Origin of the sequence: Micromonospora sp. NBRC 110009, from assembly GCF_030518795.1 — a bacterium.
Classification (GTDB): domain Bacteria; phylum Actinomycetota; class Actinomycetes; order Mycobacteriales; family Micromonosporaceae; genus Micromonospora.
Window position 1 is genome coordinate 2,389,542 of sequence record NZ_CP130427.1, and the last position, 22,435, is coordinate 2,411,976.

Genomic DNA, 22,435 nt, shown 5'->3' on the forward strand with positions numbered 1-22,435 from the left:
CGCCGTTTCCGGGTACCGGAATCTCCCGCCGGGACAGGACGGGGAGGCCCGACGTACGGCAGGATGCCTCTCCATGAGCACCCAGTCGACCGGGACCACCGACCACCCGTCCCGCTCGGACGGCTTCGTCCGCGGGGCCTCCGAGTTGATCGGCGGTCCGCTGGGCGACCACGCGGTCGCCCTGGATCGGCCGGCCGGCCGCGAGGGCCGGTTCTGGACCGCCGCGCGGATCGTGCTGGCCCTGGCCTGCCTGACGCTCGCCCTGCACTGGGTGCAGAAGTCGCCCTGCCAGGACGGCGCCTGGCAGAACAACACGCAGTACACGCGGATGTGCTACACCGACGTGCTGGCGCTCTACTACGCCGAGGGACTCAACAAGGGCAAGGTGCCCTACGCCGACCACCCGGTGGAGTACCCGGTGCTGACCGGCTACTTCATGGGGGCGCTCGGGCTGCCGGTGCACGCCCTCGGCGCGGACGACCCGAGCATCAACCAGGGGCAGTGGTTCTACAACCTCAACGCCCTGGTGCTCAGCGCGCTCGGCGTGGCCACCGTGGCGGTGATCCTCGCCCTGCGCCGACGGCGACCGTGGGACGCGGCGCTCTTCGCGCTCTCCCCCGCGCTGCTGCTCACCGCCACCGTCAACTGGGACCTGCTCGCCGTCGGGCTGGCCACGCTGGGGCTCCTGGCCTGGGCGCGGACCAGAGCCGACCTGACCGGTGCCGTGCTGGCCGCCCTGGCCGGGGTGCTGATCGGACTCGGCGGCGCGGCGAAGCTGTGGCCGCTGTTCCTCCTCGGGCCGATCCTGGTGCTCGCGATCCGCGCCGGCCGGGTCTGGGCCGCCCTGCTCTCCATCATCACGGCCGCGGCGACGGTGGTGCTGGTGAACCTGCCGGTGGCGATTCCCTACTGGCAGAGCTGGTACCGCTTCTTCGACCTGAACACCACCCGCCCCATCGACTGGGGCACCCTCTGGTACATCGGCCGGTACCTGGACGGCAAGATCAGCCCGTCGAGCCCCGGTGACCTCGGGCCCTTCGAATGGCTGAACGCCAACATCCCCACCCTGAACTGGGTGTCGTACCTCCTCTTCGGACTGGCGTGCCTCGGGGTGGCCGCGCTGGCGCTGTTCGCGCCGCGCCGGCCCCGGCTCGCGCAGCTCGCCTTCCTGGTGGTCGCCGCCTTCCTGATCTTCAGCAAGGTGTGGTCCCAGCAGTTCGTGCTCTGGCTGCTCCCGCTGGCCGTCCTCGCCCGGCCGCGGTGGGGCGCGTTCCTGGCCTGGCAGATCGCCGAGGTCTGCTACTTCGCCGCCTTCTACGGCGAGCTGCTCGGCACGGCCACCAGCCGGCCGGTGTTCCCCGAGGGCGTCTTCGTGCTGGCCGCCAGCCTCCGGCTGATCACGGTGGCGGTGCTCTGCGGCTTCGTGATCCGGGACATCCTGCACCCCGAGCGGGACGCGGTCCGCACCACCTATTCCGACGACCCGGACGGCGGCGTCCTCGACGGTGCCGAGGACGTGGCGTGGCACCCTCGCCGGCGCCACGGCCGTTTCGGCAGCCCGGCTGGTCCGGACGAAGTGCCGATGATGAGCAGGTGATGATACTTCGATGACTTCCTACAGCAGGCTACCGGCATCCCCTTGAGCTAGCCGGAGGTTGTAATGCTGAAGAAAAGACTCGTCGAACTCGGTGCGGCGCTGGCGTTGTGCCTCTCCGCCGCCGTCGCCGCCCCGCAAGCCGCGTCGGCGGCCCCGGCGCCCACGGCGACCGGTTCCGCCACCACGATCCGCGCAGCGGATCTGGATCCGGCGAAGGCCACCATGATTGCGGCGAGCACGCTGGCCACGTCCGGCTGCGGGTCGTCCTGTGATGGCAGGAACCCCGCCACCTACAAGATCTACTACAACGGCTCCGACTACTACACCTGCGCTGAGGACGCCATCACCGCGGCGCAGAACACGAGTGGCATCAACCTGGAGCTGCGATACAGCCCACGTTGCCGTACCGCCTGGGCCCGGGTCAGCTCCGACTTCTACTACCCGACGGTCCGGAGCTACTACTCCGACGGACGGGTCCGAACCTCGTACAGCGGCTTCGCGGGCTCCTATTACACAATGATGGTCAACGACGCGGGCCTGCTGGCCCGCGCGGAGGCGACCGCCGGTTCTGGGACGTGGTACACCTCCAAGTACTGAGCCCGGCGGCAGGGCCGGGCACACCGGCCTGCAGGGCAACACCGCGGAGTTGAGCGTTCTGGCCGGGGCAAGCGGATCGCCGTACCCGGCGTGGTGGAGTGAATGGCAACGGGACCTCTGGGAGATCGGGTTAGCTCTTCACGAGCTTTCCGTTCACCAGAGGTCCCGTTGTCGACTCAGTACCTACATTTCAATGCGTCGATGACGTGCTGGAGTAGACCAGAACCGTTGCAGCGCCCCGCAGACGCGGCAGACCTGCTGAGGCAGGGCCTGCCGACGGCGGTCGAGTCACTGGTTCGGCCGCCGCCGTCGTCGTCTCGGGTGTAGCCCCAATGGCGGACCCTGCCGCAGATGGCTTCGCTCAAGCCAGGGCCGTGGTCAGGATGGACAGCGCGCGCGTCGTCTCCGTCAGGGCCCGACGCAGCGCCTCCGCTGCCTCCCGGTCGAGCTGGACGCCGGCTTGCGGCGTCATCTCTTGGCCGACGAGGGTCCGCCGCTCGAGTTCGTTGACTGCGGCGCCGGGTGCGATGCCCAGGTCTGCGTCGAGCCGATGCCGTAGATCACGGATGACGGCGAGAGCCTCCGCCGTCCGTCCTGCCTCATGCAGCGCCTCTGACAGTCGGCAATGCAGGCCCTCATGATAGGGGTGACCGGCGATCCAGGACTGTAACTCCGGGATGGTCGCCACGCAATTCCCCCGGCCGAATTCGAGAGCCACCAGGCTCTCGATCGCGCGGAGACGGGATTCCTCCCAGTGAACCGCATCCACCTGTAGGGCGGTGGAGTGGACGTCCTCCATCGCGTTTCCGCGCCACAACATCAGGCCTTGCCGAAGGATGGCGATGGCATGTGCCGTTTGGCCGCGCCGCCGGGCGACCTCCGCCTCGGCGCAGAGCCGCCGAAACCTCAGGCCGTCCACGTGCTCCTCGGCAGACTCCAGCTGGTAGCGGTTTCCGTGCCGCACGATCCGTTGGTCGACGGCGTTTCGGGACACCACGAGCCGGAGGCGCCCGAGACGGTTCTGGATCTGCTGGCGGGCGGTTACCGGTGAATCGTCACCCCATACGATGTCAATGAGACGGTCAATAGTGACATCGCGGTTTGTTTCGACAACAAGCCCGGCGAGCAATTTCTTGCTACGCTCCCCGGAAATGTGGATGGCGGAATTGCCGGAACGCATGACCAATGGGCCAAGAAACTGAAACTCCAAAACTGCCCCCGTTGCGCTGTTCCCCGTTTTCAGCGGGTGCCGCCCAGCATAGCCGCTCCTCGATATCCGTCAAGCATGACGAAAGCACCCAGATGGAATGAAAGGTGCATCTCCGTGTGTAGCGGCCGCCATAGTGCCCGCGGCCATCGCTCGCGGGGATCCGGGCCGTCGCTTTTGGACCCGGCCGGGATCGTCCTGGTGCTGGTCTGCCCCACCCTCGCTCGGCGACGTCCGTCGGGCGCCATCCAGGCCCGGGTCACGGGCATGGGCCGTGCCGTCAGCTTCCGCTGGGCCACGCGCTCGGCCGGGGCGGACCCGACCATGCCGCATCCGGCGGCTAGTTGTCGCTCTCGGCCACCGCGATGGACCCGGGCTCTCCAGGTGATACAACTCGCCACCCGGCGGGGTGCGCTGGCTCGGGCGCAGCCGGGGGGCGGGCGTTGGACAACGCCCGCCCCCCGGTGGACCGCGTACGGTCGGGCTACGTCACCAGGTGGTGCCGCAGTTCTTCGCGGTGCCACTGGCCGGCACGAAGGCCATCGCGTCCCAGGCGATGTCCACGTCACCGGTGCTTCCGGCGATCATGTTGCTGAGCTGCACCCGGGCACCCGGGCCCAGGGTGTAGCGGCCCAGGCTCACCCACCGGTCGACGCCCAGGGTCTCGGCGTCCTGGTTGATGGGGCACTCCGCCGGGTCGCCAGCGACGCCTCTGCCCCGTTCGATGTAGTAGCTCGCCCCGGTCTCGTTGGCGCCGTGCGAGGGCAGGTGCACCACGATGTCCCAGCTGCTGGTGCCGCTGCGGATGTTCGGCGTCCAGGTGCCGACGATCTTGTGCAGGCCGGCATAGTCCGGGTCCATGCTGTGGCTGAACCACATGTGGCCGAGATACCCCGCGCCGAGCTGGTGCAGGTCGATGTCCGCGTGGAAGCTCATCAGGTCGCCCGCGGGTGACCCGAGACGGAGCGTGAACTTCCCGCCCCAGCTCTGCCCCGCACAGCCCAGCGGGTTCATCGAGGAGTCGGCCAGGTCGTCCACGATCAGGGCGCCGGTCGCCGAGAACGGGGTGCAGACCTTCGGATAGACCCGCTTCGCCGCGGGTTCCGCCGAACCGACCGCGTACACCAGCTTCTCGGTGCTCAGCGGATTGGCCTCGGTGACCCAGCTGGTGTCGCTGTGCCACCAGCAGGACTCGTCGCAGCTCGAGTTGTCGCCGAACGGCGAGCAGTTGTTGGCCGCCTGGCAGAACTGGTACATGCCGGGCAGGCTGAGCTGGTTGCTCGTGGAGCCGAACGTCGGCGTCGAGTACTTCGTGTACGGGTCGATCCACTGCCACTGCGGCACCTCCGCCCAACCCATGATCCGCTCCGGGTACGACCAGTCGGAGGGGTGGCTGGCGTCGTTCTGGTCGAGCCGCAGGAACGGCGCGCGGTTCGCCGGGTACGACGGGTTCGCCGGGTTGTTGTACCAGCCGAGACCGTAGTTGCCCAGGGAACCGGGCTCATCGGCGGTGTGTACGCCGCTGTTGTAGGCCCAGACCGCGAGGAACCAGTTCTCGATGTACCGGGGGTCATTCGTGTTGACCGAGATACCCAGCGACTGCACCTGCTGGAACTTCTCCACCAGGATCTGCAGGCCGGCGGCGATGTTCGCCGTGTAGTCGGTGGCGATGGCCACCCGCTGGAGCTCGGTCCAACCGGGTCCGCAGACGGCACAGGTTTGGTCCTCCCGCATTCCGTCGGTCACCTGCGAGATGCCGTAGCCACAGTCGCTGCTGCTGTAGTCGATGTAGTCCCAGCCGGCGCTGCTGCGGGTGCCGTAGTAGTCGGATACGAGCGGGTTGCCTCCATCGCCCGGCGAGGCGTGCCAGGAGGCCTGCGCCATGTTGGTCTCCTGGGCCAGCACCGCCAGCATCACCTGCGCCGGCACCCGCGGATCGGATGACGACCAGGGGAACAGCCCCTGCGGGGTGTACGACGCCATGCCGGTCTTCAGGTAGTTCGCCGGCCGGGTGATGGTCAGCTTGCCCTGCACGGCGAGGTCCACCGCCCATTCCACCTGGTTGGCGCTCGGCTGGAGCACCTGTCGGCGGATGTCGTTGCGGGGGATCGCACACGTCGGCCAGTAGGCGGGATTGCTGATCACCTCCCCCGCGGCGATTGATGCCTGGGGCGTCTGAATCCGCCCGGCACGCGGCGGCGCGACGTCGGCCGGCGGCTTGGCGGTGGCCGTCACCGTACGCCGGCTGACCTGGCCACTGTCGGTGGCCCGCACCGTGACGGCGAGGCTGGACCGGTGGTCCGCCCGCCCGGTCTCGACGGGAAGCACCGACATCGCCAGCAGGTGACCCTGCCGCGACGCCACCCGGGTCTTGCCGGCAGCCGGCAGCATTACCAGGTCGGACGGCCGCTGGCGGATCCCGCCGAGGTCACCGACGAGGGCGTTGCGGCCGCCGGAGAGCCCGACCAGCTCCAGGCCGGTCGCCGGCGCGGTGCCGAGCACGGTGTGCCGGCGGCCGACGTACCGGTGGGCGGTCGCGCGGTCCGCGACGCCCTGCTTTGGCGCGTCGACGGTCAGCACGTCGATCGCGCCCGCCGCCGTCGCCCGCACGGCGAACGGACGGCCGCCCGGATCGGCGATCTTGGTGAGCTTGCCGGCCCGGAGCCGGTGTAGACCACCGCGGAGGATGCCGTAGTCGCCGTCGGCCGCGGGAGCGGCGTTGGTGAACTGTCCGGCCAGCCGGACGGTCGACGTCACCCGGCCCGCCGCCGCATCGATGGCGAGGACCTCGGTGGTCTGCTGACCGACGTCGGTGGGCCGGGTCACCAGCACCCGCTCCCCGGTGCCGCACGACGGGTTGTAGTAGGCGAGCTGGACCCGTTCCCGCAGCGGGGTGGCCTTGCCGGTGGTCAGGTCCACCACGGCCACGTAGGCGCCCTTGGTGGCCAGCTCCGGCTTGTTGGTGTAGGACACGGGCGCGTAGACCGCCACCGCCCGCTTGCCCGAGCCGGTGACGCACACGCTACCCGTCCAGGCACCGGCATCCGGCAGCCCCGCGTTCAGCGTGGTGAGCATGGACCAGGCAAACGCCTCCCGCTCCCTGGCGAGGTAGACGTGGAAGCCGTTGCGGTCACCCGCTCCGGTGACCAACTGGTCGGTGGAGGTTGTCCACTTCGGGCCGAGGGCCTGGTCCGGGTCGGCCAGCGCGCCGCGGCTCAGCGTCTCGGCGGGCACCGGCGTGTCCGGTCGGGCGGCGACCGGCTGGGGAGCCACCAGGGCCGAGGCGGTGATCGCGACCGCCGTGCCGAGGGCCCGCAGAACGAGCCGTCGCGCCGGCCGTCGCCGCGTCAGTTCCATGGCGTGCACTGATCCTCCAGCTCGCCGTACGGGTCGTTGTTCGGAGTGGGCTCGTCCTCGCCCACGTACCAACACGCCATCACCGAGTTGTTCCAGTTGGTCATCGCCGACCGCCACAGGTCGACGCCGGCCGTGGTGAAGTTGACGTACGTGCCGGGGAAGAGCGGCGACTCGGCCAGCGGCTTCCGCATCTCGTTGGCGCCGTACTGGGTGAGCTCCCAGAACTGGAAGTTGGCCTCCCAGCTGGTGTCAGGACTCTGGTAGGTGATCTGGTAGTCGACCCAGGTCGACTGGCAGGTCGGCGAGTAGTAGAGCTTGCCCTGCCCCTCGATCAGCCGGGTGGCGGCGTCGTCCCTGGTGGTGACGTAGATGTGCTGGTTGCGGTCGTCGACGAGCACCTGGTCGGCGGTGCAACCCTGCTCGCCGGCCCACTTGCCCTCGCACGTGTCCGCCTTGCAACCAGCCGCCTTGGCGACCTGCGGCGTGCTCACCGCCGCTCCTCCGGCGGTCATCGCCACCGCCAGCGCGCCGGCCGAGGCCAGGATGCGCAACCACCTGGACCGGCCGGCCCGGGGGGACGAGGCGAACCTGCTCCAGCTACCCATCGGCCGCCTCCACTTCCAGCGGCATCTCTCTGAGTGTCTTCATGGTCGGCGATGGTGCCGCCAGCCATCACCGTTCGATCACATCCCGCCATCACGCTGCTGTCGCGCCGATGCCCACCAAAGCCCGGCGGCGCAGCCTGAGGTTCACCATGGCGTGGAGGCCAGGCCCCAAGTTCAGCGCTTTCACGACGGGCAGGTCGGCGTTGCTTCCATGTGTAGGGGCCGCTTCGACACCCGGGCCAGCTCAGGTAGGGCCGGCAGCCACGGGCTCCACGACCGTTCTTCATGAACGGATCACCGGCTGGGCTTGACCCGTTTCGACGGACAGGGTCGATGTGTTGATCTCACGCTACCTTGCTGGCCGGTAGCGGGTTGATGTTGGCGTTGGCTTCGTAGGCGGCGGGGCTGAGGTAGCCGAGGCTGGAGTGCCGCCGACGGGTGTTGTACCAGCCTTCCACGTACTCGAATATCGCCTGTCGGGCGGCAGTGCGGGTCGGCCACGGCTGGCGGTGGATCAGTTCGGTCTTGATCGTGGCGAAGAACGACTCGGCGACGGCGTTGTCCCAGCACTGCCCGCGCCGGCCAAGTGATAAGCGGATCCCGTGGCGCTTGGCGAGGCGGGCATGCTGGGCACTGGTGTATTGACAGCCGCGGTCGGCGTGGAAGATCAGCCCCGATGGTGGCCGCCGGCGGCGGATGGCGTTGGTGAGGGCGGCGTCGACCAGGTCGGTGCGCAAGTGGTCGGCGACGGCCCAGCCGACGACCCGCCGGGAGGCCAGGTCGATGACGGTGGCCAGATACAGCCAGCCCTCCCACGTGTTGATGTAGGTGATGTCCCCGCACCAGCGGGTGTCGACCGCGGCCGCGTCCGTGCCGAAATCCCGGCCGACCAGGTCAGGGCGCGCTTCGGCGGACGGGTCCGGCACGGTGGTGGTCCGCCACCGGCGCGGGCACTTGCCGACGATCCCAGCGGTGCGCATCAACCGTGCGACGCGTTTACGGCCGTGCCGCAGACCGGCCGCCGCGAGTTCGGCGTGCACCCGCGGCGCCCCGTAGGTGCCCTTCGAGGCCGCGTGCACCGCGGTGATCTTCTCGGTCAGTGCCAGGTCGACGCGCTCCCGCTCGCTCTGCCGGCCCCGGCTGTGCTGGTAGTAGGCGGACCGGGAGACCTGCATCAGCTCACACGCACGCTTCACGCTGCGCGAGCCGGCCTGCTCCGCCTCGATGAACGGATACACGTTCACCGGGTCTCCCTCACGAAGAAAGCCGTCGCCCGCTTCAAAATCTCCACGTCCTCACGCAGCCGCCGGTTCTCCCGCCGCAACCGCGCCAGTTCCGCCCGCTCATCGCTGGTCGGCCCGTCGCTACGAACGCCGGCGTCGAGCTCGGCCTGCTTCACCCAGTCCCGCACCGCCGTCTCAGTCAGGTCGAAGTCCTTGGACACCTGCCCGACCGTTCGGTCCCCGCGCTGGCACAACTCCACGATCTCGGCCTTGAACTCCGCCGTGAACGACCGCCGAGGCCGAGGCCGTTTCCTACCCATGCTCTCCATGATGCTGGACATCCTCCCGGGACCTCCCGGCCCCTGATCTCGGATGTCCGTCAAAGCGGGTCAGGCCCACGGCAGCCACCCGACCACATCCATACCAGCCTGGCCTCGGTCCTCACCGCCGCGCCATCGACCGCTCATCGGCTCCACCGCGGCGACGACACCGCTGGGGCAGCTCACCAGCCCACGCATCCCTCCGGAATGACGTCATACGACGCGCGCCGGTGACGGGCCTGTGGCCGGAACCGCCATCGTCCGTTGGTCCCCGTTCCTCGAAGAGAGGTAGGAAGGCCATGGACCGAAGACGGGCCGCCCTCGCGGCGGTCGCCGCCATCACGATCTCGATCATCCCGGGGCTCCCGGCGAAGGCCGCAGCGCCTGATCCGGGCCCGCCGTCGCGGGTCGACCGGGCGACCAATGCCAACACGGTTCCACCCGCCCAGCGGGACCGGGTGCTGCCGAGGGGCTGGCGTAACTCCGCCGACCTCGCCTGGACGACGTCGGGGGACGCCGAGGGCTTCCATGTCCTCGCCGCCACCGCACGCGACGGATACACCTGGCGTACGGTCGCCGACCTGGCCGTGCCGGGTGTCGAAGCCGACCAGTGGATCGGCAACGCCTGTCTGACCGCGTCGGGTCGCCGGCTCGTTGTCGTTTACGGGCCGCGCACCTTTACCAACAAGGCGGATCTCTTCGACCGAGGCGGCTTCACCGCGACGGTCGACCTGAAGACCGGCGAGGTCACCCGACTGCCTATCCGATCATCGCTGGCCTACTTCAATCCCAGCTGCGGAGCCGGAGAGTCTGCCGTGCTCACCCAGCTCAACGGCCAGCGCGTGGAGAAGGCAACCGACCGTCCGCGTACTCGCCTGACCACGCTCGACGTCGCCACCGGAAAACTGTCCCGGTCCACGGTCGTCGAAGCCGAGCTCACCTCGGCGGTGCTCACCTCGGCGGGCGTCGTCGCCGCTGGTGGCTCCCGGCTCGTCCGGGTGGAGAAGGGCGGGCGGCTGGTCCCGCTGGTCCGGACCGCGGGCACCCCGTTCGGGCTCGCCACCGACCAGCAGGGCAATGTGGTCTTCATCGACCGCCCCGGCAACGAAGCGCGGGTGGGTTACACCGAGCCGCGACCCGGGGCGGCGGTCCGGACCCTGGCGAAGGCACGGGTCGGCGAGGTGTCGGTCGAGGCGGGGGCCCGCCGTCGACTCTTCATCACCGGACGACCCGCAGAGCTGCAGGCGCTGCCGGCCGGTATCGGACGGCTGGACGTGCCGGCCGCGGCGGAAGTGTCCTCGGAAGGGAAACTGGCGCTGACTCGGGTGCAGCGCACCGAGCAGGGCTCTGCTCCCCCGGCGGCCACCGACATCAATCAGGTCGCCATCCAGGCGCGGGTAACCGGCACGGGCCATGACGTGGACTTCCGGGTGGTCCCCCGCTCCATCGCAGCAGACCCGTCCGCGAGTCTGCCGTCCGGCGCCGCATCGGCTGACGGGCAGCGTTCGACCGGTGCCGACACGACGCTCAACGGTTCGACGACGGACCCGCTCGAGGACGAGCGCTGGTGTTCGGTACCCCGCAACGATCCTCGCAACCAGGCGTTGCAGCCCAAGCCACGCCAGGTGGAGTGGGCCATCGACCAGGCCATCACCGACTCGCTGTACGTGCAGCGGCCGGCCAACTGGAAGAACCTAGGGATGCCGGCGTACACCCCGCAGGGCCTGTTTCGCCCGAACGACCTGCTCGGTGGCGGGCGGGTACCGGCCCAGGTCATGTTGGGCGTCGTCGCCCAGGAGTCGAACATGTGGCAGGCGTCGCGCAATGCCCTGCCCGGAGTCACCGGCAACCCGCTGATCGGCAACTACTACGGGCGGGACATCTACAACGAGAACCCGGACGACGACTGGGACGTGCACTGGGAGGACGCCGACTGCGGCTACGGCGTCACGCAACTCACCGACGGCATGCGTCGCACCGGTCACGCGAAGATCGGGGAGACGTTGCTGCCGTACGACTCGCAAAGGGCCGTGGCCCTCGACTTCGCCACGAACGTTGCCGCTGGTCTTCGCGTACTGCAGGACAAGTGGAACCAGACCCGGGCCGCGAACCTGATCATCAACAACGGTGATGCGGCCGGCCTGGAGAACTGGTTCTTCGCCCTGTGGGCGTACAACTCCGGTCTGCACCCCAATCTGGGCACCGGGGAACCCTGGGGGCTCGGCTGGAGCAACAACCCCGCCAATCCCAGATTCAAGCCGGACCGTCGGTCCTTCTTGGAAGACACCTACAGCGACGCCGCCCATCCCCAGGACTGGCCATATCAGGAGAAGGTGCTTGGCTTCGCCGGGCATCCGCCGAACCTGTTGGAGGGACCGGACACCTTCGTGGCGGGCTTCCGGGCCGCCTGGTGGACGTCGGTCGACGACCGCGTCAACGTCAAACCCCCGACGAATCTGTTCTGCGACGACTCCAACGACTGCCATCCAGGAGAGCTGTACACGCCGGACGATCCCGACGTGGTGGGCGAGCCCGCGGGTCCCTGCGCGCACCAGAACGCCGCCGGCAGGTACGACCTGGTGTGCTGGTATCACCAGTCGGCGACCTGGAAGGGTGACGGACAGCTCGGCAACGAGGTGCTCCGGTTCGATCCGGGGTATGCGTACCAGGACGACGCGGTCACCTACCCGCCGAAGTGTGACCTGTCCGGGCTGCCCTCGGGAAGCCTGGTGGTCGACGACGTTCCCGCTGGAACTCCCGTGGTGCGAACCGGCTGCATGAACAACTGGACCAATTCCGGGACTTTCGGGCTGACCTTCGCCAGTGACTCGGCCGGCCAGTTCCCGTCCAAGGTCGACTTCCATCAGATCGGCGGTGGCTTCGGAGGACACTTCTGGTTCGCCCACACCTGGCTGTCAGGTGATCTGGGCGGCAAGATGAAAGTGACCGGCACCTGGACGTTGAACCAGGCAGTCAACGGCTGGGCCCGGGTGATGGTGCACGTCCCGGACCACGGCGCGCACACCCGGCAGGCCGCGTACGAGATCGACCTCGGCACCGGCTTCGCCAACGACAGGAAGCGCGTGATCCTGCAACGGGTACAGCGCAACCAGTGGGTGTCCCTCGGGGTCTTCAAGTTCGCCGGCACGCCCAGGGTGCGGTTGACCAACGAGACGTACGACGGCACCGGCGACGAGGACGTGGCCTGGGACGCGATCGCGGTCCAGAAGCTGACCGCCAAGCCGCGGCACCAGGTCGTCGCGCTCGGCGACTCGTACTCCTCCGGTGAGGGGGTTTCCAGCCTCGACGGTGCCGACTACTACCCGGAGTCCAACTACAAGGAGATCACCAACAACAAGGTCTTCCACCAGGACGTCTGCCACCGATCGCCGTACGCCTGGTCTCGGCTGGCGGTGCTTTCGGACAGCACGTCGAACATCGGCAGCCGGGCGGACAGTTGGGACCCGAACATGGACTACCAGTTCCTCGCCTGCTCAGGGGCGGAGACGGAGAACCTCCTCCCGGGCTACACCGTGCCGGACGGGCAGCCGGCGCCGCAGAACGCGTGGAACCAGACCGCCGCTTACCACTGGGGAGAGCTGCCACAACTCGACCGAGGCTTCCTCGACGACAACACCACCCTGGTGACCCTGTCCATCGGCGGTAACGACGCCCGCTTCGCCGATGTGCTGCAGTTCTGCATCATGCACAGCTACCAGTGCGACACGGACACCTATCCGGGTGATGCGGAGCCGCTGGCGGCGAAGGTGCAGAAGGACATCGAGGGGCCGGTGAAGCAGTCCATCAAGACCGTGCTGCGGGAGATTCACCGGAAGGCGCCGCACGCGCAGATTCTGCTGATGGGCTATCCGAAGCTGTTCGAGGAGGGCAGCGTTTTCTGCGTCAGCAACATCAACGACGGGGAGCGGAGCTGGCTGAACGAGACGGCGTTGCTGCTCGCCACCGTGATGGGACAGGCGACCACGGAGGCGAGCGCCGAGGGCATCCCCACCTACTTCGGGGATCCCACCGTCGCATTCGACGGTCACGGGGTCTGCGGTGACCCGGAGGCCCTCAACAAGATCGTCACCACTCTCACGGCGGGTGAGAACGGCCCGATGCCGGATTACCTGCCGGAGAGCTGGAACAAGTACGGCGCTTCCCAACAGTCCTTCCATCCCAACCTGGACGGATCGAACCGGTACGCGTCGGTCATGAACCATGTGACCGTCAATATGATGGGCCTGTGACCGGAGCCGTCCGGGTGACGCCCGCGAGGAGACTACCTCTCCTCGCGGGCGTCGCCCTGCTGTGCCTGGCCGGCTGCGGCCTGGTCGACTCTGAAGGGCAGGCGACCGAGGCGGCGACCGAGGCGGTACGCTCCCGCGCGGCACTGGCTCGGCGCACGGCAACCGCCGTGCTCGCCGATGCAGACACGGCGAAGCTCGACACGAGCGGGCGGCTCGACGCGCTCGCCGAAGCCGCGGGTGCTGCGGACCGCGACGGCACGGTCTTCGGCCGCCGTGCGACGCCGGATGGTCGGTACGAGGTGGACGTCGCCTACGACGGCACCGGCAACGGCGGAGGCTACGTGGCCGCTGAGGTCCATGTCCGGCTATGCGTACGGCTGGCCGGCGCGCTCCGTTCAGACCCGCAGGTCACGATGACCGATGTGGCCTGCGCGGAGTCGCTCGACCAGCAGCCCGGCCGACCCGACCGGGTGGTCAGATTGGCGGACTGACCCTCCAGCGGGCCCGGGACTGCCGGAATGCCAGGGCTTCGCGTGGACTCTCAGAGGTGGAACACCACCGCGTCGCCGACCTCTTCGCGGGTCACCCCCAACCCGTCGGACGGCCGCTCCAGCATCCCCTCCCACGGGGTGCCGCCGAGCTGGCCCCGGAGCACGACGACGTTCTTCACGCCGAGCTGGCGCAGGTAGTCGATGCTGGCCTGGTCGGGGAAGCTGACGACCGCCTCGCGGACCCGGGCCTGGGTCTCCGGCGTGAAGCCGCTGCCGCCGTTGACCATGTCCGGGAACCGGCTGGTCGACCAGACCATCACCGGCTGGTCCAGGTTCTGGCTGGTCGGCAACACCAGCATCGGCCCGTCCACGGTCCGCATCGCCACCGGCTGCTGCGGGACCACCGGGTGCGGCGTGACGTTCAGGCCCTCCACGATCACCAGCAGCAGCGGCACCAGGGTGGCCAGCCGCAGCCACGGCCCGGGCCACGGGGGGACCCGCTCGGCGGCGAGTTCGCGTACCCGGGCGCAGAACGCGGTGACCGCACCGGCGGCCAGCAGGCCGAGCAGCAGGGTGGCCCAGAGCATCATCCGGCCGGGCGTCCGCAGGCCGTTCCAACCGGGCAGGTACTCGAAGAGCGGAACGTAGCTGAAGGTGCCACCGAAGAACCGGGTGCCCATCGCCAGGATCATCGTGACCAGCACCCCGGCCAGCAGGTAGAGCCGGTGCCGGACCCGCCAGACCGAGAAGAACAGCCCGCCGGCGGCCAGGGCGTAGAGCACGAAGCCCGGCAGCAGGGTCATCTCGGGGTGCCAGGGCAGCGCGGCCCGGGCGCCCTCGTGCAGCGGACCCCAGACCCGGGACTCGGCCGGCGCGGTGAAGAACCCGCTGACCGGCGGCGAGTAGATCTCGATGTCGCCGAGCGTCCGGGCGGCGTTCGGGTGCAGCTCCGCCACCTTGAAGTACGGCACCGCCAGCAGCGCCCCCACCGCGGCGAAGAGCAGGCCACCGAGCACGTCGGCGAGGAGCAGCCGGCGCCCGAACGGGCGCTTGACCGGCCGGACCACCCAGCGCCGGGCGAACCAGACCACCGCCGACACCAGCACGACGCCGGCCACCAGGTACGCGAACGGCAGCCCGACGCCGAAGCCCAGACTGAGCTGCCACGCCGCCACCAGCCAGCCGGCGAATGCCCAGCCGGCGTGGCGGCGCCGCGGGCGGTAGCCGTACCGCAGGGACCAGCCGTGGCCCCGGGCGAGCATCGCCAGCGCCAGCGGGATGCCGCCGTTGGAGACGATGTGCAGGTGCCCGGCCTGGGCCAGCAGCCAGGGGGCGTACGTGTAGCTCGCCCCGGCCACCGCGGCCCCGATCCGCCCCGCGCCGAGCTGGCGCGCCAGCGCGTACGCCCCGAGCGTGGCGAGCGCGTGCGCCAGCACGAAGATGATGTTGTAGCGCAGCACGGCGGCCTCGGGACCGTGACCGATCATGCCGGCCGGCGCGTAGCCGAGCAGGGTGTCGGAGAAGGCGAAGCTCCACCGGTCGGGGAAGAACGTGTTCGAGTTCCAGAGCTGGGCGGGGTCGGTCAGCAGGATGTGCCCGGACCAGGCCATCTGCCACGACTGGAGGCTCGGGTCCCAGTAGTCCTGGGGCAGCGTGTAGCCGGGGTAGCGCAGGGTCGGCCAGGTCATCAGGGCGGCCAGCGCCAGCGAGGCGACGGTGGCCAGGGTCCACTCGTGGACGAGGAAGCGGCCCACCGCGCGGACCGCCCGGCGGGGACGGGTGAGCACCGGATCCGGGGCGGGGCCGAACGCGGTGAACGGGTCGTCCGGCTTCGTGCCCTCGGCGGGCGCGCCCGGGTCGTCGGCCTTCGCCGCGTCGCTGCCGGCGCCCGGCTTCGCGGCGGGGCTCGCGTCCGCGTCGGTCCGCGCGGCCCCCTCGGTGTCGGTCTTCGCGCCGGCGCCGCCCGCCCGCGTCCCGCCGGCGGCCTCGTCCGAGGTGGCCTCGCGGCCGGCGGCGTCCGGCCGGCCCGGCGCACCCGCCGAGTCGATCCCGCGACCGGCTTCGCCCGGTTCGCCGGGCCCGCCCGTGGTCGACCGCTCGCCCCGCGTCGACTGCTCACCCCGCCCGGCCGGCGCCGGCCCCGCGCCGGGCTCGCTCGCGGTCGCCCTCGCGCCGCGGTCGCCCGCGTCGACGTCGGCGCCGGCCCCGGTCGGGTCGGACTTCCCGCCCGGGTTGGTCGCGTCAAACTGCTCGGTGGTCATGCCGCCGCACCCAGCTGATCGCGGAGGAACGCGATGTCGGCGGCCTGGCCCTCGGCCCCGCCCGGGGTCTCCACGATCACCGGCGCGCCGGCCGCCCGGATCACCGCCACCACCAGCTCCGGGTCGATCGTCCCGCCGGTGAGGTTGTCGTGCCGGTCCTGGCCGGAGTTGAACGCGCCCTTGGAGTTGTTGGCGTGGATCAGGTCGATCCGGCCGGTGATCGCCTTGACCCGGTCGACCAGCCCGAGCAGCTCCTCGCCCCCGGCGTACGCGTGGCAGGTGTCGAGGCAGAAGCCCACCTCGTAGTCGCCGAGCGCGTCCCAGAGCCGGGCCAGCGCGTCGAGGTGCCGGGCGCAGGCGTTGCCACCGCCGGCCGTGTTCTCGATCAGCACCGGGAGCGGGAAGCCGCCCGAGTCCGCCGCGTACGCGAAGGTCTTGCGCCAGTTGTCGAAGCCCACGGCCGGGTCGTCGCCGGCGTTGACGTGGCCGCCGTGCACGATCAGGCCCTTGGCCCCGACGGCGGCCGCGGCGCTCGCGTGACCGAGCAGCAGCTTCCGGCTGGGGATGCGGATCCGGTTGTTGAGGGTGGCCACGTTGATCACGTACGGCGCGTGGACGTAGAGGTCGACGTCGGCCTCGCGCAGCTGCTCCGCGTCCTCCCGGGGCTTCGGGGCCTTCCATCCCTGTGGATCGGCGAGGAAGAACTGCACGGCTTCGGCGTCCCGGGTGGCCGCCTCGGCCAGCGGGTCGGTCGGATCGACGTGGGCTCCGATTCGCATGCAGGGCAGCCTACGTCGCGGCTCCGACGGACGGGGTGACCGCGGTGGGCCGGTTCGCGCGTCCGGACCGGGCCGCGCCGCGGCTTCGCCGGCGTCGGCGTCACCGGGCGGCCCGGCGATCGTTGTCCGAGGTGGGATCGATGGTCAACGCTCTGCCCGGGCCTGGTCCACAGCGGGTCCGGGTGAGGGGAGGCCCCCGGTAACGGGGCGCCCCGTTGTGCGGCCCGGCACGGCGGGGCGGGTTCCGACTCGTCACACCGGACGCCTGCTCGGCAGGATGTCCCGGCAAATTCCTCCATTTCCCCCAAGAGGTGACGAGAGCCGTTGTATGGTCAGACCAGGTGACAACACAATAAAGCTCCGCGGGGCGTCCTCGATCCAACCTCATCGGTGTGGTCGTTCCTCCCCAGGTCCCACCCAAGGAATGCGGACGGGACGCCCCGCGGCCCCGTGGACAGGGGTCCACCTCCGACGCGCGACGCCGGACGGTGGACCCCTGTCGCCGCGCCCGGGTGCCCGCCCCGACCGGCCCAGCCATGATCGTCCGGACCGGGTATCCTGGTCCGGTTGTCCGCGTCCGGCCGGGTTCCCCCGGCACCGGTCACGGGCCACGACGCACGACCTCCTGCCACGGAAGGACCGTGGCCGCTTAGCCCACAGGAGGTGAGCACGTCTTGCGTCATTACGAAGTCATGGTGATCCTCGACCCCAGCCTCGAGGAGCGCACCGTCGCCCCGTCGCTCGACACGTACCTGAACGTGATCCGGACCGCGGGTGGCTCGGTGGAGAAGACCGACGTGTGGGGCCGCCGGCGCCTCGCGTACGAGATCAACAAGAAGGCCGAGGGCATCTACGCCGTCGTCGACCTCCAGGCGTCGCCGGAGGCCGTGGCTGAGCTGGACCGTCAGCTCCGACTCAACGAGTCGGTGCTGCGCACCAAGGTCATCCGTCCGGAGATGCGCTGAGCATCTAGACCCGGCACGTCCGGATCAAGCCTCATCGACGCTGTCACAGGGCTCTGAGAACCTGTGCGGGCGAAACGATGAGTGCGCGAGGAGATGGTCATGGCAGGAGACACCACCATCACGGTCATCGGCAACCTGACCGATGACCCCGAGTTGCGGTTCACCCCCTCCGGGGCGGCGGTCGCCAAGTTCCGGGTCGCCTCGACGCCCCGCTTCATGGACAAGGCGTCCGGCGAGTGGAAGGACGGCGAGCCGCTGTTCCTCTCGTGCACCGTCTGGCGGCAGGCCGCCGAGAACGTCGCCGAGTCGCTGCAGCGCGGCGCCCGGGTGATCGTGTCCGGCCGGCTGCGTCAGCGGTCGTACGAGACCCGTGAGGGTGAGAAGCGCACCGTCATCGAGCTGGAGGTCGACGAGATCGGCCCGTCTCTGCGCTACGCCACGGCGAAGGTGCAGAAGATGTCCCGCTCGGGCGGCGGAGGCGGCTTCGGCGGTGGTGGTGGCCAGGGTGGCGGCGGAGGCAACTTCGACGACCCCTGGGCCTCGGCTGCCCCGGCTCCCTCGCGCGGTGGTTCGGGCGGCGGAAACTTCGACGAGGAGCCCCCGTTCTAATGGCGCCGAGCGCCCGCGATCGCAAACCAGGAGCAAGAGCAATGGCCAAGGCTGCGGCACTTCGCAAGCCGAAGAAGAAGGTGAACCCGCTCGACAAGGACGGGATCACCTACATCGACTACAAGGACACCGCGCTGCTGCGCAAGTTCATCTCCGACCGCGGCAAGATCCGCGCTCGGCGGGTGACCGGCGTGACCTCGCAGCAGCAGCGGCAGATCGCCCGTGCGGTCAAGAACGCCCGCGAGATGGCGCTCCTGCCGTACACGGCCACGACCCGCTGAGAGGAGGCACCGACATGAAGATCATCCTGACTCAGGAGGTGTCCGGTCTCGGTGCCCCGGGCGACATCGTCGAGGTGAAGGACGGCTACGGCCGTAACTACCTGCTGCCGCAGGGCTTCGCGATCGCCTGGACCAAGGGCGCGGAGAAGCAGGTCACGGTCATCCAGCGGGCCCGCGCGGCCCGGGAGATCCGCGACCTTGGCCACGCCAACGAGGTCAAGACCCAGCTCGAGGGCCTGAAGGTCAACCTGAAGGCCCGCGCCGGCGACGGCGGCCGGCTCTTCGGCTCGGTCACGCCGGCCGAGATCGTCGACGCCGTCAAGGCGGCCGGCGGGCCGACCCTGGACCGTCGTCGGCTCGAGCTGCCCGCGCACATCAAGTCGCTCGGCAGCTACCCGGTCAGCATCAAGCTGCACCCCGAGGTGACCGCCAAGTTCGACCTGAACGTGGTCAAGGGCTGACACCCACGGCACGACCGAAAGGCCCGCACCGGATCCCGGTGCGGGCCTTTCCGCTTCTCGGGCTCGTGCCCGGCCGGCGTCGCTCAGCCGATCGGCTGGCCGGTCACCGCGCTGATCATCACGGTCGACAGACCACCACCGACCACCGCCGCGGCCAGGGCCACCGTCGCCGACCGCCAGGTCGTCCCGACCCGGCGCAGCACCACGGCCACCACCAGACTGCTCACCAGCGCCAGCCCGAACCGTGGCGCGCCGGCGATCAGCGAGGCGAGCGCGTGCGTGCGCGGCGAGTCACAGCCGCCGCCGGTGATGTCCGTGACGCAGCCCGCCGGCGGCTGCCCGTTGAGGAACAGCAGCCCGATGAAGAGCAGCAACGCCGGCACCAGGTAGCAGGCGGCGGTGTAGAACAGCGGCCGCAGCGGCCCGCCCGGATCCGGGTCGAGCAGGTCGTCCTCCAGGCGGCGGCCCCACGACCCGCCGCCCGCCGTCTCGAACCGCCGGCGCAACGGCGACGCCCCGTCCCCACCCGCGCCCACCGGCGCCGCCGTCCGACGAACCGTCGTACGCGGCCGCGGGGCGGTGTAGGCGACGATCGGCGACCGCGGCGCGGACGGCGGCGTCTCCATCCACCGCGGATCGTCCCCGGCCAGCCGGGTCCCGGACCAGAACTCCTCGGCCTGCTCCGCCGAGGCCCAGCCCTCGCCGGCCGGTGCCGGCGGCGCGGTGCGGTCCCGCGGGTCCGCCTCGGCGTAGCGGCTCCACTGGCCGGTGTCGGCGTACCCGTCCCACCGGCCGGTCCCGGGGTAGCGGTCCCACCGGCCGGTGTCCGTGATCCGGCCCAGTTCGCCGGTGTGCTCGGTCCGGTCCCAGCGGCCCGTGCCCTCCGCCTGGTCCCACCGCTCGCCGGTGACGGCACGGTCCCAGGCGTGCACCCCCGACGCGTCCCACGGGTCAACCGCCGGCTGCTCCGCCGGATCCGGCCCGGCCGACCGGCCCCGGCTCCACGGATCCACCTCCGGCCCGGACCAGGAGCCCGACCCCGCCCGCCAGCCGGTCCGGGCGGACTCCCACCGGTCGCCCTCCCCGCCCGACGACGTGCTCTCCTCGAGGTCCGACCAGGTCACCTGGGGCCGGCGGGTCGGCGCGCGACGCGGCCGGCTCCGCGGGGCCGACCCGGAGACCGGCTCCTCCTCGATGGACTCGGCGCGCCGGCTCCCCACGTACCCCTGGTCCTGCGGGGTGTCGAAGGTCCACTCGGCGGTGTGCTCGCCGGCCGGGCCGGCGCCGATCGCCCTGACCTCGCGGCGGTCGTCGTCCCGAAGCCACGCGCTGTCCGTGCCGGCCCGCCAGCCACCACCCGAGTACGGCGGCTCGACGGCGTCATCGTCGGGGGCGGCGTGCCGGCCGCCGCCGTCCGCCCGGCGGACCCCCGACTCCACCGCCCAGCGGGGAAGGTAGGCGTCGACCGGCTCGGCCTGGCCGCGCTCGACGGCCCGGCGCCGGCTCGGCGTGCCGTAACGCCCGGACTCGTACGCGTCCACCGGGAGCGGCTCGGCGGGATCGTCCCACGGAGCGATCGGCTGGCGCTCGCGCGCGCTGCCCTCCCCGCTTCCCCAGTCCCGGTGTCTCACGGCCGGAGCGTGACCCTTCTCAACCGAAAGTGCAATCCGCTGTCCAGGTGTAGCCGTTCGCAGAGATAGTACGGGACGATCGGCTTTCAAGCTCCACCCGAAATCTGTCGTCCACAGGGTGGGGATTGCATATTCGCAGGTCAGGGCCTTTCGGGGTGGCCTTCCCCATCACCTGTCCACATCCTGTGCACACGCTGCGCACACTTCTTCCCCCCGGCGTCCACAGGTTGTCCCGAGGCTCGTCCACCGGCATTGTTGAGGGGCTGACCTCGGGTTCCGTATCGTGGGCCCCCGACCGTCCGGGCGGTGGCCCCCGATCGACCGGAGGGTCGTCGGAGCTGTCAGACCCCGGCGGTATAGCTGGACTGGATCCGACGCAGCGAGGGGGCACGGTGTCGGTCACCGACGACACGCGAGCGGAACGGGCCGGCGGGCAGCCGCCCGCGCCGGCGCAGCGCGACGCGCAGTTCGAGAAGACCCCGCCCCAGGACGTCGCCGCCGAGCAGTGCGTCCTCGGCGGCATGCTGCTCTCCAAGGACGCCATCGCCGACGTCGTCGAGATCCTCAAGTCCAACGACTTCTACCGCCCGGTGCACGCCACCATCTTCGACGCGATCCTCGACATCTACGGCCGCGGCGAGCCCGCCGACCCGATCACCGTCGCGGCCGCCCTGGCCGACTCCGGCGACCTGGCCCGGATCGGCGGCGCCCCCTACCTGCACACGCTGATCGCCAGCGTGCCCACCGCCGCCAACGCCGCCTACTACGCCCGCATCGTCGGCGAGCGCGCGGTGCTGCGCCGGCTGGTCGAGGCCGGCACCCGGATCGTCCAACTCGGCTACGGCACCGGCCAGGGCGGCACCCGGGACGTCGACGACGTCGTCGACCTCGCCCAGCAGGCCGTCTACGAGGTCACCGAGAGGCGGGTCAGCGAGGACTTCGCCGTCCTGGCCGACATGCTCCAGCCGACCCTCGACGAGATCGAGGCCGTGGGCGCCCAGGGCGGCGTGATGACCGGTGTGCCGACCGGCTTCAGCGATCTCGACCGGCTGCTCAACGGCCTGCACCCGGGCCAGCTCGTGATCGTGGCAGGCAGGCCCGGTTTGGGGAAGTCAACGGCATCTATGGACTTTGCCCGAAATGCGGCTATCCGCGCCAACCAGGCGTCGGCGATCTTCTCGCTGGAAATGAGCAAGGTCGAGATCGTCATGCGACTCCTCTCGGCCGAGGCCCGCGTACCGCTGCACGTGCTCCGCAGCGGTCAGCTCTCCGACGACGACTGGACCAAGCTGGCCCGCTGCATGGGGGAGATCAGCGAGGCGCCGCTCTTCGTCGACGACACGCCGAGCATGAACCTGATGGAGATCCGGGCCAAGGCGCGGCGGCTCAAGCAGAAGCACGACCTGAAGCTGATCGTGGTCGACTACCTCCAGCTGATGACGTCGCCGAAGCGCACCGAGAGCCGGCAGCAGGAGGTGGCCGACCTTTCCCGTGGCCTCAAGCTGCTGGCCAAGGAGGTCGAGTGCCCGGTGATCGCGGTGAGTCAGCTGAACCGTGGCCCGGAGCAGCGCACCGACAAGCGACCGCAGCTGTCCGACCTGCGGGAATCGGGGTCAATTGAGCAGGATGCGGACGTTGTCATCCTGCTGCACCGCGACGACTACTACGACAAGGAGTCGCCGCGCGCCGGCGAGGCGGATTTCATCGTTGCGAAGCACCGAAATGGTCCGACGGACACGGTGACCGTGGCCGCCCAGCTGCACCTGTCCCGCTTCGTCGACATGGCCATCGTCTGACCAGT

At 70.3% G+C, this 22,435-nt stretch carries 17 protein-coding genes; 9 read left to right on the top strand and 8 right to left on the bottom strand.

Annotation, left to right across the window (positions count from 1 at the left end; all coding sequences use genetic code 11):
* Positions 1-73 precede the first annotated feature (73 nt).
* Positions 74-1,597 (top strand): glycosyltransferase family 87 protein, encoded by a 1,524-nt coding sequence (locus Q2K19_RS11400; protein ID WP_302770302.1) that lies wholly within the window; start codon positions 74-76, stop codon positions 1,595-1,597.
* Between the two features lie 63 nt (positions 1,598-1,660).
* Entirely contained in the window at positions 1,661-2,194 is a 534-nt protein-coding gene (locus Q2K19_RS11405) for a DUF2690 domain-containing protein (protein WP_302770303.1), read from the top strand.
* A 361-nt stretch (positions 2,195-2,555) separates the two neighbouring features.
* Here Q2K19_RS11405 and Q2K19_RS11410 read toward each other — a convergent pair whose 3' ends face one another.
* From Q2K19_RS11410 to Q2K19_RS11430, 5 genes are all read right to left on the bottom strand, one after another.
* Positions 2,556-3,374: an AfsR/SARP family transcriptional regulator gene (locus tag Q2K19_RS11410; RefSeq protein WP_302770305.1), complete on the bottom strand. Its 819-nt coding sequence runs from the start codon at positions 3,372-3,374 to the stop codon at positions 2,556-2,558.
* Positions 3,375-3,890: 516 nt separating this feature from the next.
* Positions 3,891-6,758, bottom strand: coding sequence for a carbohydrate-binding protein (locus Q2K19_RS11415; protein WP_302770307.1), 2,868 nt, complete (start codon positions 6,756-6,758; stop codon positions 3,891-3,893).
* A complete protein-coding gene (locus tag Q2K19_RS11420; protein ID WP_302770309.1) occupies positions 6,749-7,363 on the bottom strand; it encodes a hypothetical protein in 615 nt (204 codons plus the stop codon). The genes Q2K19_RS11415 and Q2K19_RS11420 overlap by 10 nt, the downstream gene beginning before the upstream one ends.
* A 344-nt stretch (positions 7,364-7,707) precedes the next feature.
* On the bottom strand, positions 7,708-8,607 hold the full coding sequence (locus tag Q2K19_RS11425; protein WP_302770355.1) for an IS3 family transposase: 900 nt from the start codon (positions 8,605-8,607) through the stop codon (positions 7,708-7,710).
* The gene (locus tag Q2K19_RS11430; RefSeq protein WP_446839671.1) at positions 8,604-8,906 is read right to left on the bottom strand and encodes a transposase; all 303 of its coding nucleotides are present in this window, start codon (positions 8,904-8,906) and stop codon (positions 8,604-8,606) included. The genes Q2K19_RS11425 and Q2K19_RS11430 overlap by 4 nt, the downstream gene beginning before the upstream one ends.
* A gap of 299 nt (positions 8,907-9,205) precedes the next feature.
* Between Q2K19_RS11430 and Q2K19_RS11435 the strand changes: the two genes are divergently transcribed.
* Together Q2K19_RS11435 and Q2K19_RS11440 are read left to right on the top strand one after the other, a co-directional pair.
* Positions 9,206-13,156, top strand: a complete 3,951-nt coding sequence (locus Q2K19_RS11435) for an SGNH/GDSL hydrolase family protein (RefSeq protein ID WP_302770359.1) — start codon at positions 9,206-9,208, stop codon at positions 13,154-13,156.
* Positions 13,153-13,647 carry a hypothetical protein gene (locus tag Q2K19_RS11440; RefSeq protein WP_302770361.1) on the top strand — a complete coding sequence of 165 codons (495 nt, stop codon included), beginning with the start codon at positions 13,153-13,155 and terminating at the stop codon, positions 13,645-13,647. The genes Q2K19_RS11435 and Q2K19_RS11440 overlap by 4 nt, the downstream gene beginning before the upstream one ends.
* Before the next feature lie 50 nt (positions 13,648-13,697).
* Here the strand turns inward: Q2K19_RS11440 and Q2K19_RS11445 are convergent, their stop codons facing one another.
* A complete protein-coding gene (locus tag Q2K19_RS11445) occupies positions 13,698-15,908 on the bottom strand; it encodes a hypothetical protein (protein WP_302770364.1) in 2,211 nt (736 codons plus the stop codon).
* Positions 15,905-16,687, bottom strand: coding sequence for a deoxyribonuclease IV (locus Q2K19_RS11450; RefSeq protein WP_302770367.1), 783 nt, complete (start codon positions 16,685-16,687; stop codon positions 15,905-15,907). Before Q2K19_RS11450 ends, Q2K19_RS11445 begins: the two co-directional genes overlap by 4 nt.
* 674 nt (positions 16,688-17,361) lie before the next feature.
* Here Q2K19_RS11450 and rpsF point away from each other — a divergent pair.
* The 4 genes from rpsF to rplI all read left to right on the top strand — a co-directional run bounded on the left by rpsF (position 17,362) and on the right by rplI (position 19,003).
* Positions 17,362-17,652, top strand: coding sequence for a 30S ribosomal protein S6 (rpsF, locus tag Q2K19_RS11455; protein WP_302770370.1), 291 nt, complete (start codon positions 17,362-17,364; stop codon positions 17,650-17,652).
* Between the two features lie 81 nt (positions 17,653-17,733).
* Entirely contained in the window at positions 17,734-18,261 is a 528-nt protein-coding gene (locus Q2K19_RS11460; RefSeq protein ID WP_198940427.1) for a single-stranded DNA-binding protein, read from the top strand.
* A gap of 41 nt (positions 18,262-18,302) precedes the next feature.
* The gene (gene rpsR / locus Q2K19_RS11465; RefSeq protein ID WP_013289355.1) at positions 18,303-18,542 is read left to right on the top strand and encodes a 30S ribosomal protein S18; all 240 of its coding nucleotides are present in this window, start codon (positions 18,303-18,305) and stop codon (positions 18,540-18,542) included.
* A gap of 14 nt (positions 18,543-18,556) precedes the next feature.
* Positions 18,557-19,003 (top strand): 50S ribosomal protein L9, encoded by a 447-nt coding sequence (gene rplI / locus Q2K19_RS11470; protein ID WP_302770410.1) that lies wholly within the window; start codon positions 18,557-18,559, stop codon positions 19,001-19,003.
* A gap of 83 nt (positions 19,004-19,086) precedes the next feature.
* Here the strand turns inward: rplI and Q2K19_RS11475 are convergent, their stop codons facing one another.
* Positions 19,087-20,634 (bottom strand): hypothetical protein, encoded by a 1,548-nt coding sequence (locus Q2K19_RS11475; RefSeq protein WP_302770412.1) that lies wholly within the window; start codon positions 20,632-20,634, stop codon positions 19,087-19,089.
* 392 nt (positions 20,635-21,026) lie between these two features.
* On the opposite strand from Q2K19_RS11475, the gene dnaB reads away from it, so the two are divergent.
* Positions 21,027-22,430, top strand: a complete 1,404-nt coding sequence (dnaB, locus tag Q2K19_RS11480; protein ID WP_302770414.1) for a replicative DNA helicase — start codon at positions 21,027-21,029, stop codon at positions 22,428-22,430.
* Positions 22,431-22,435: the final 5 nt, after the last annotated feature.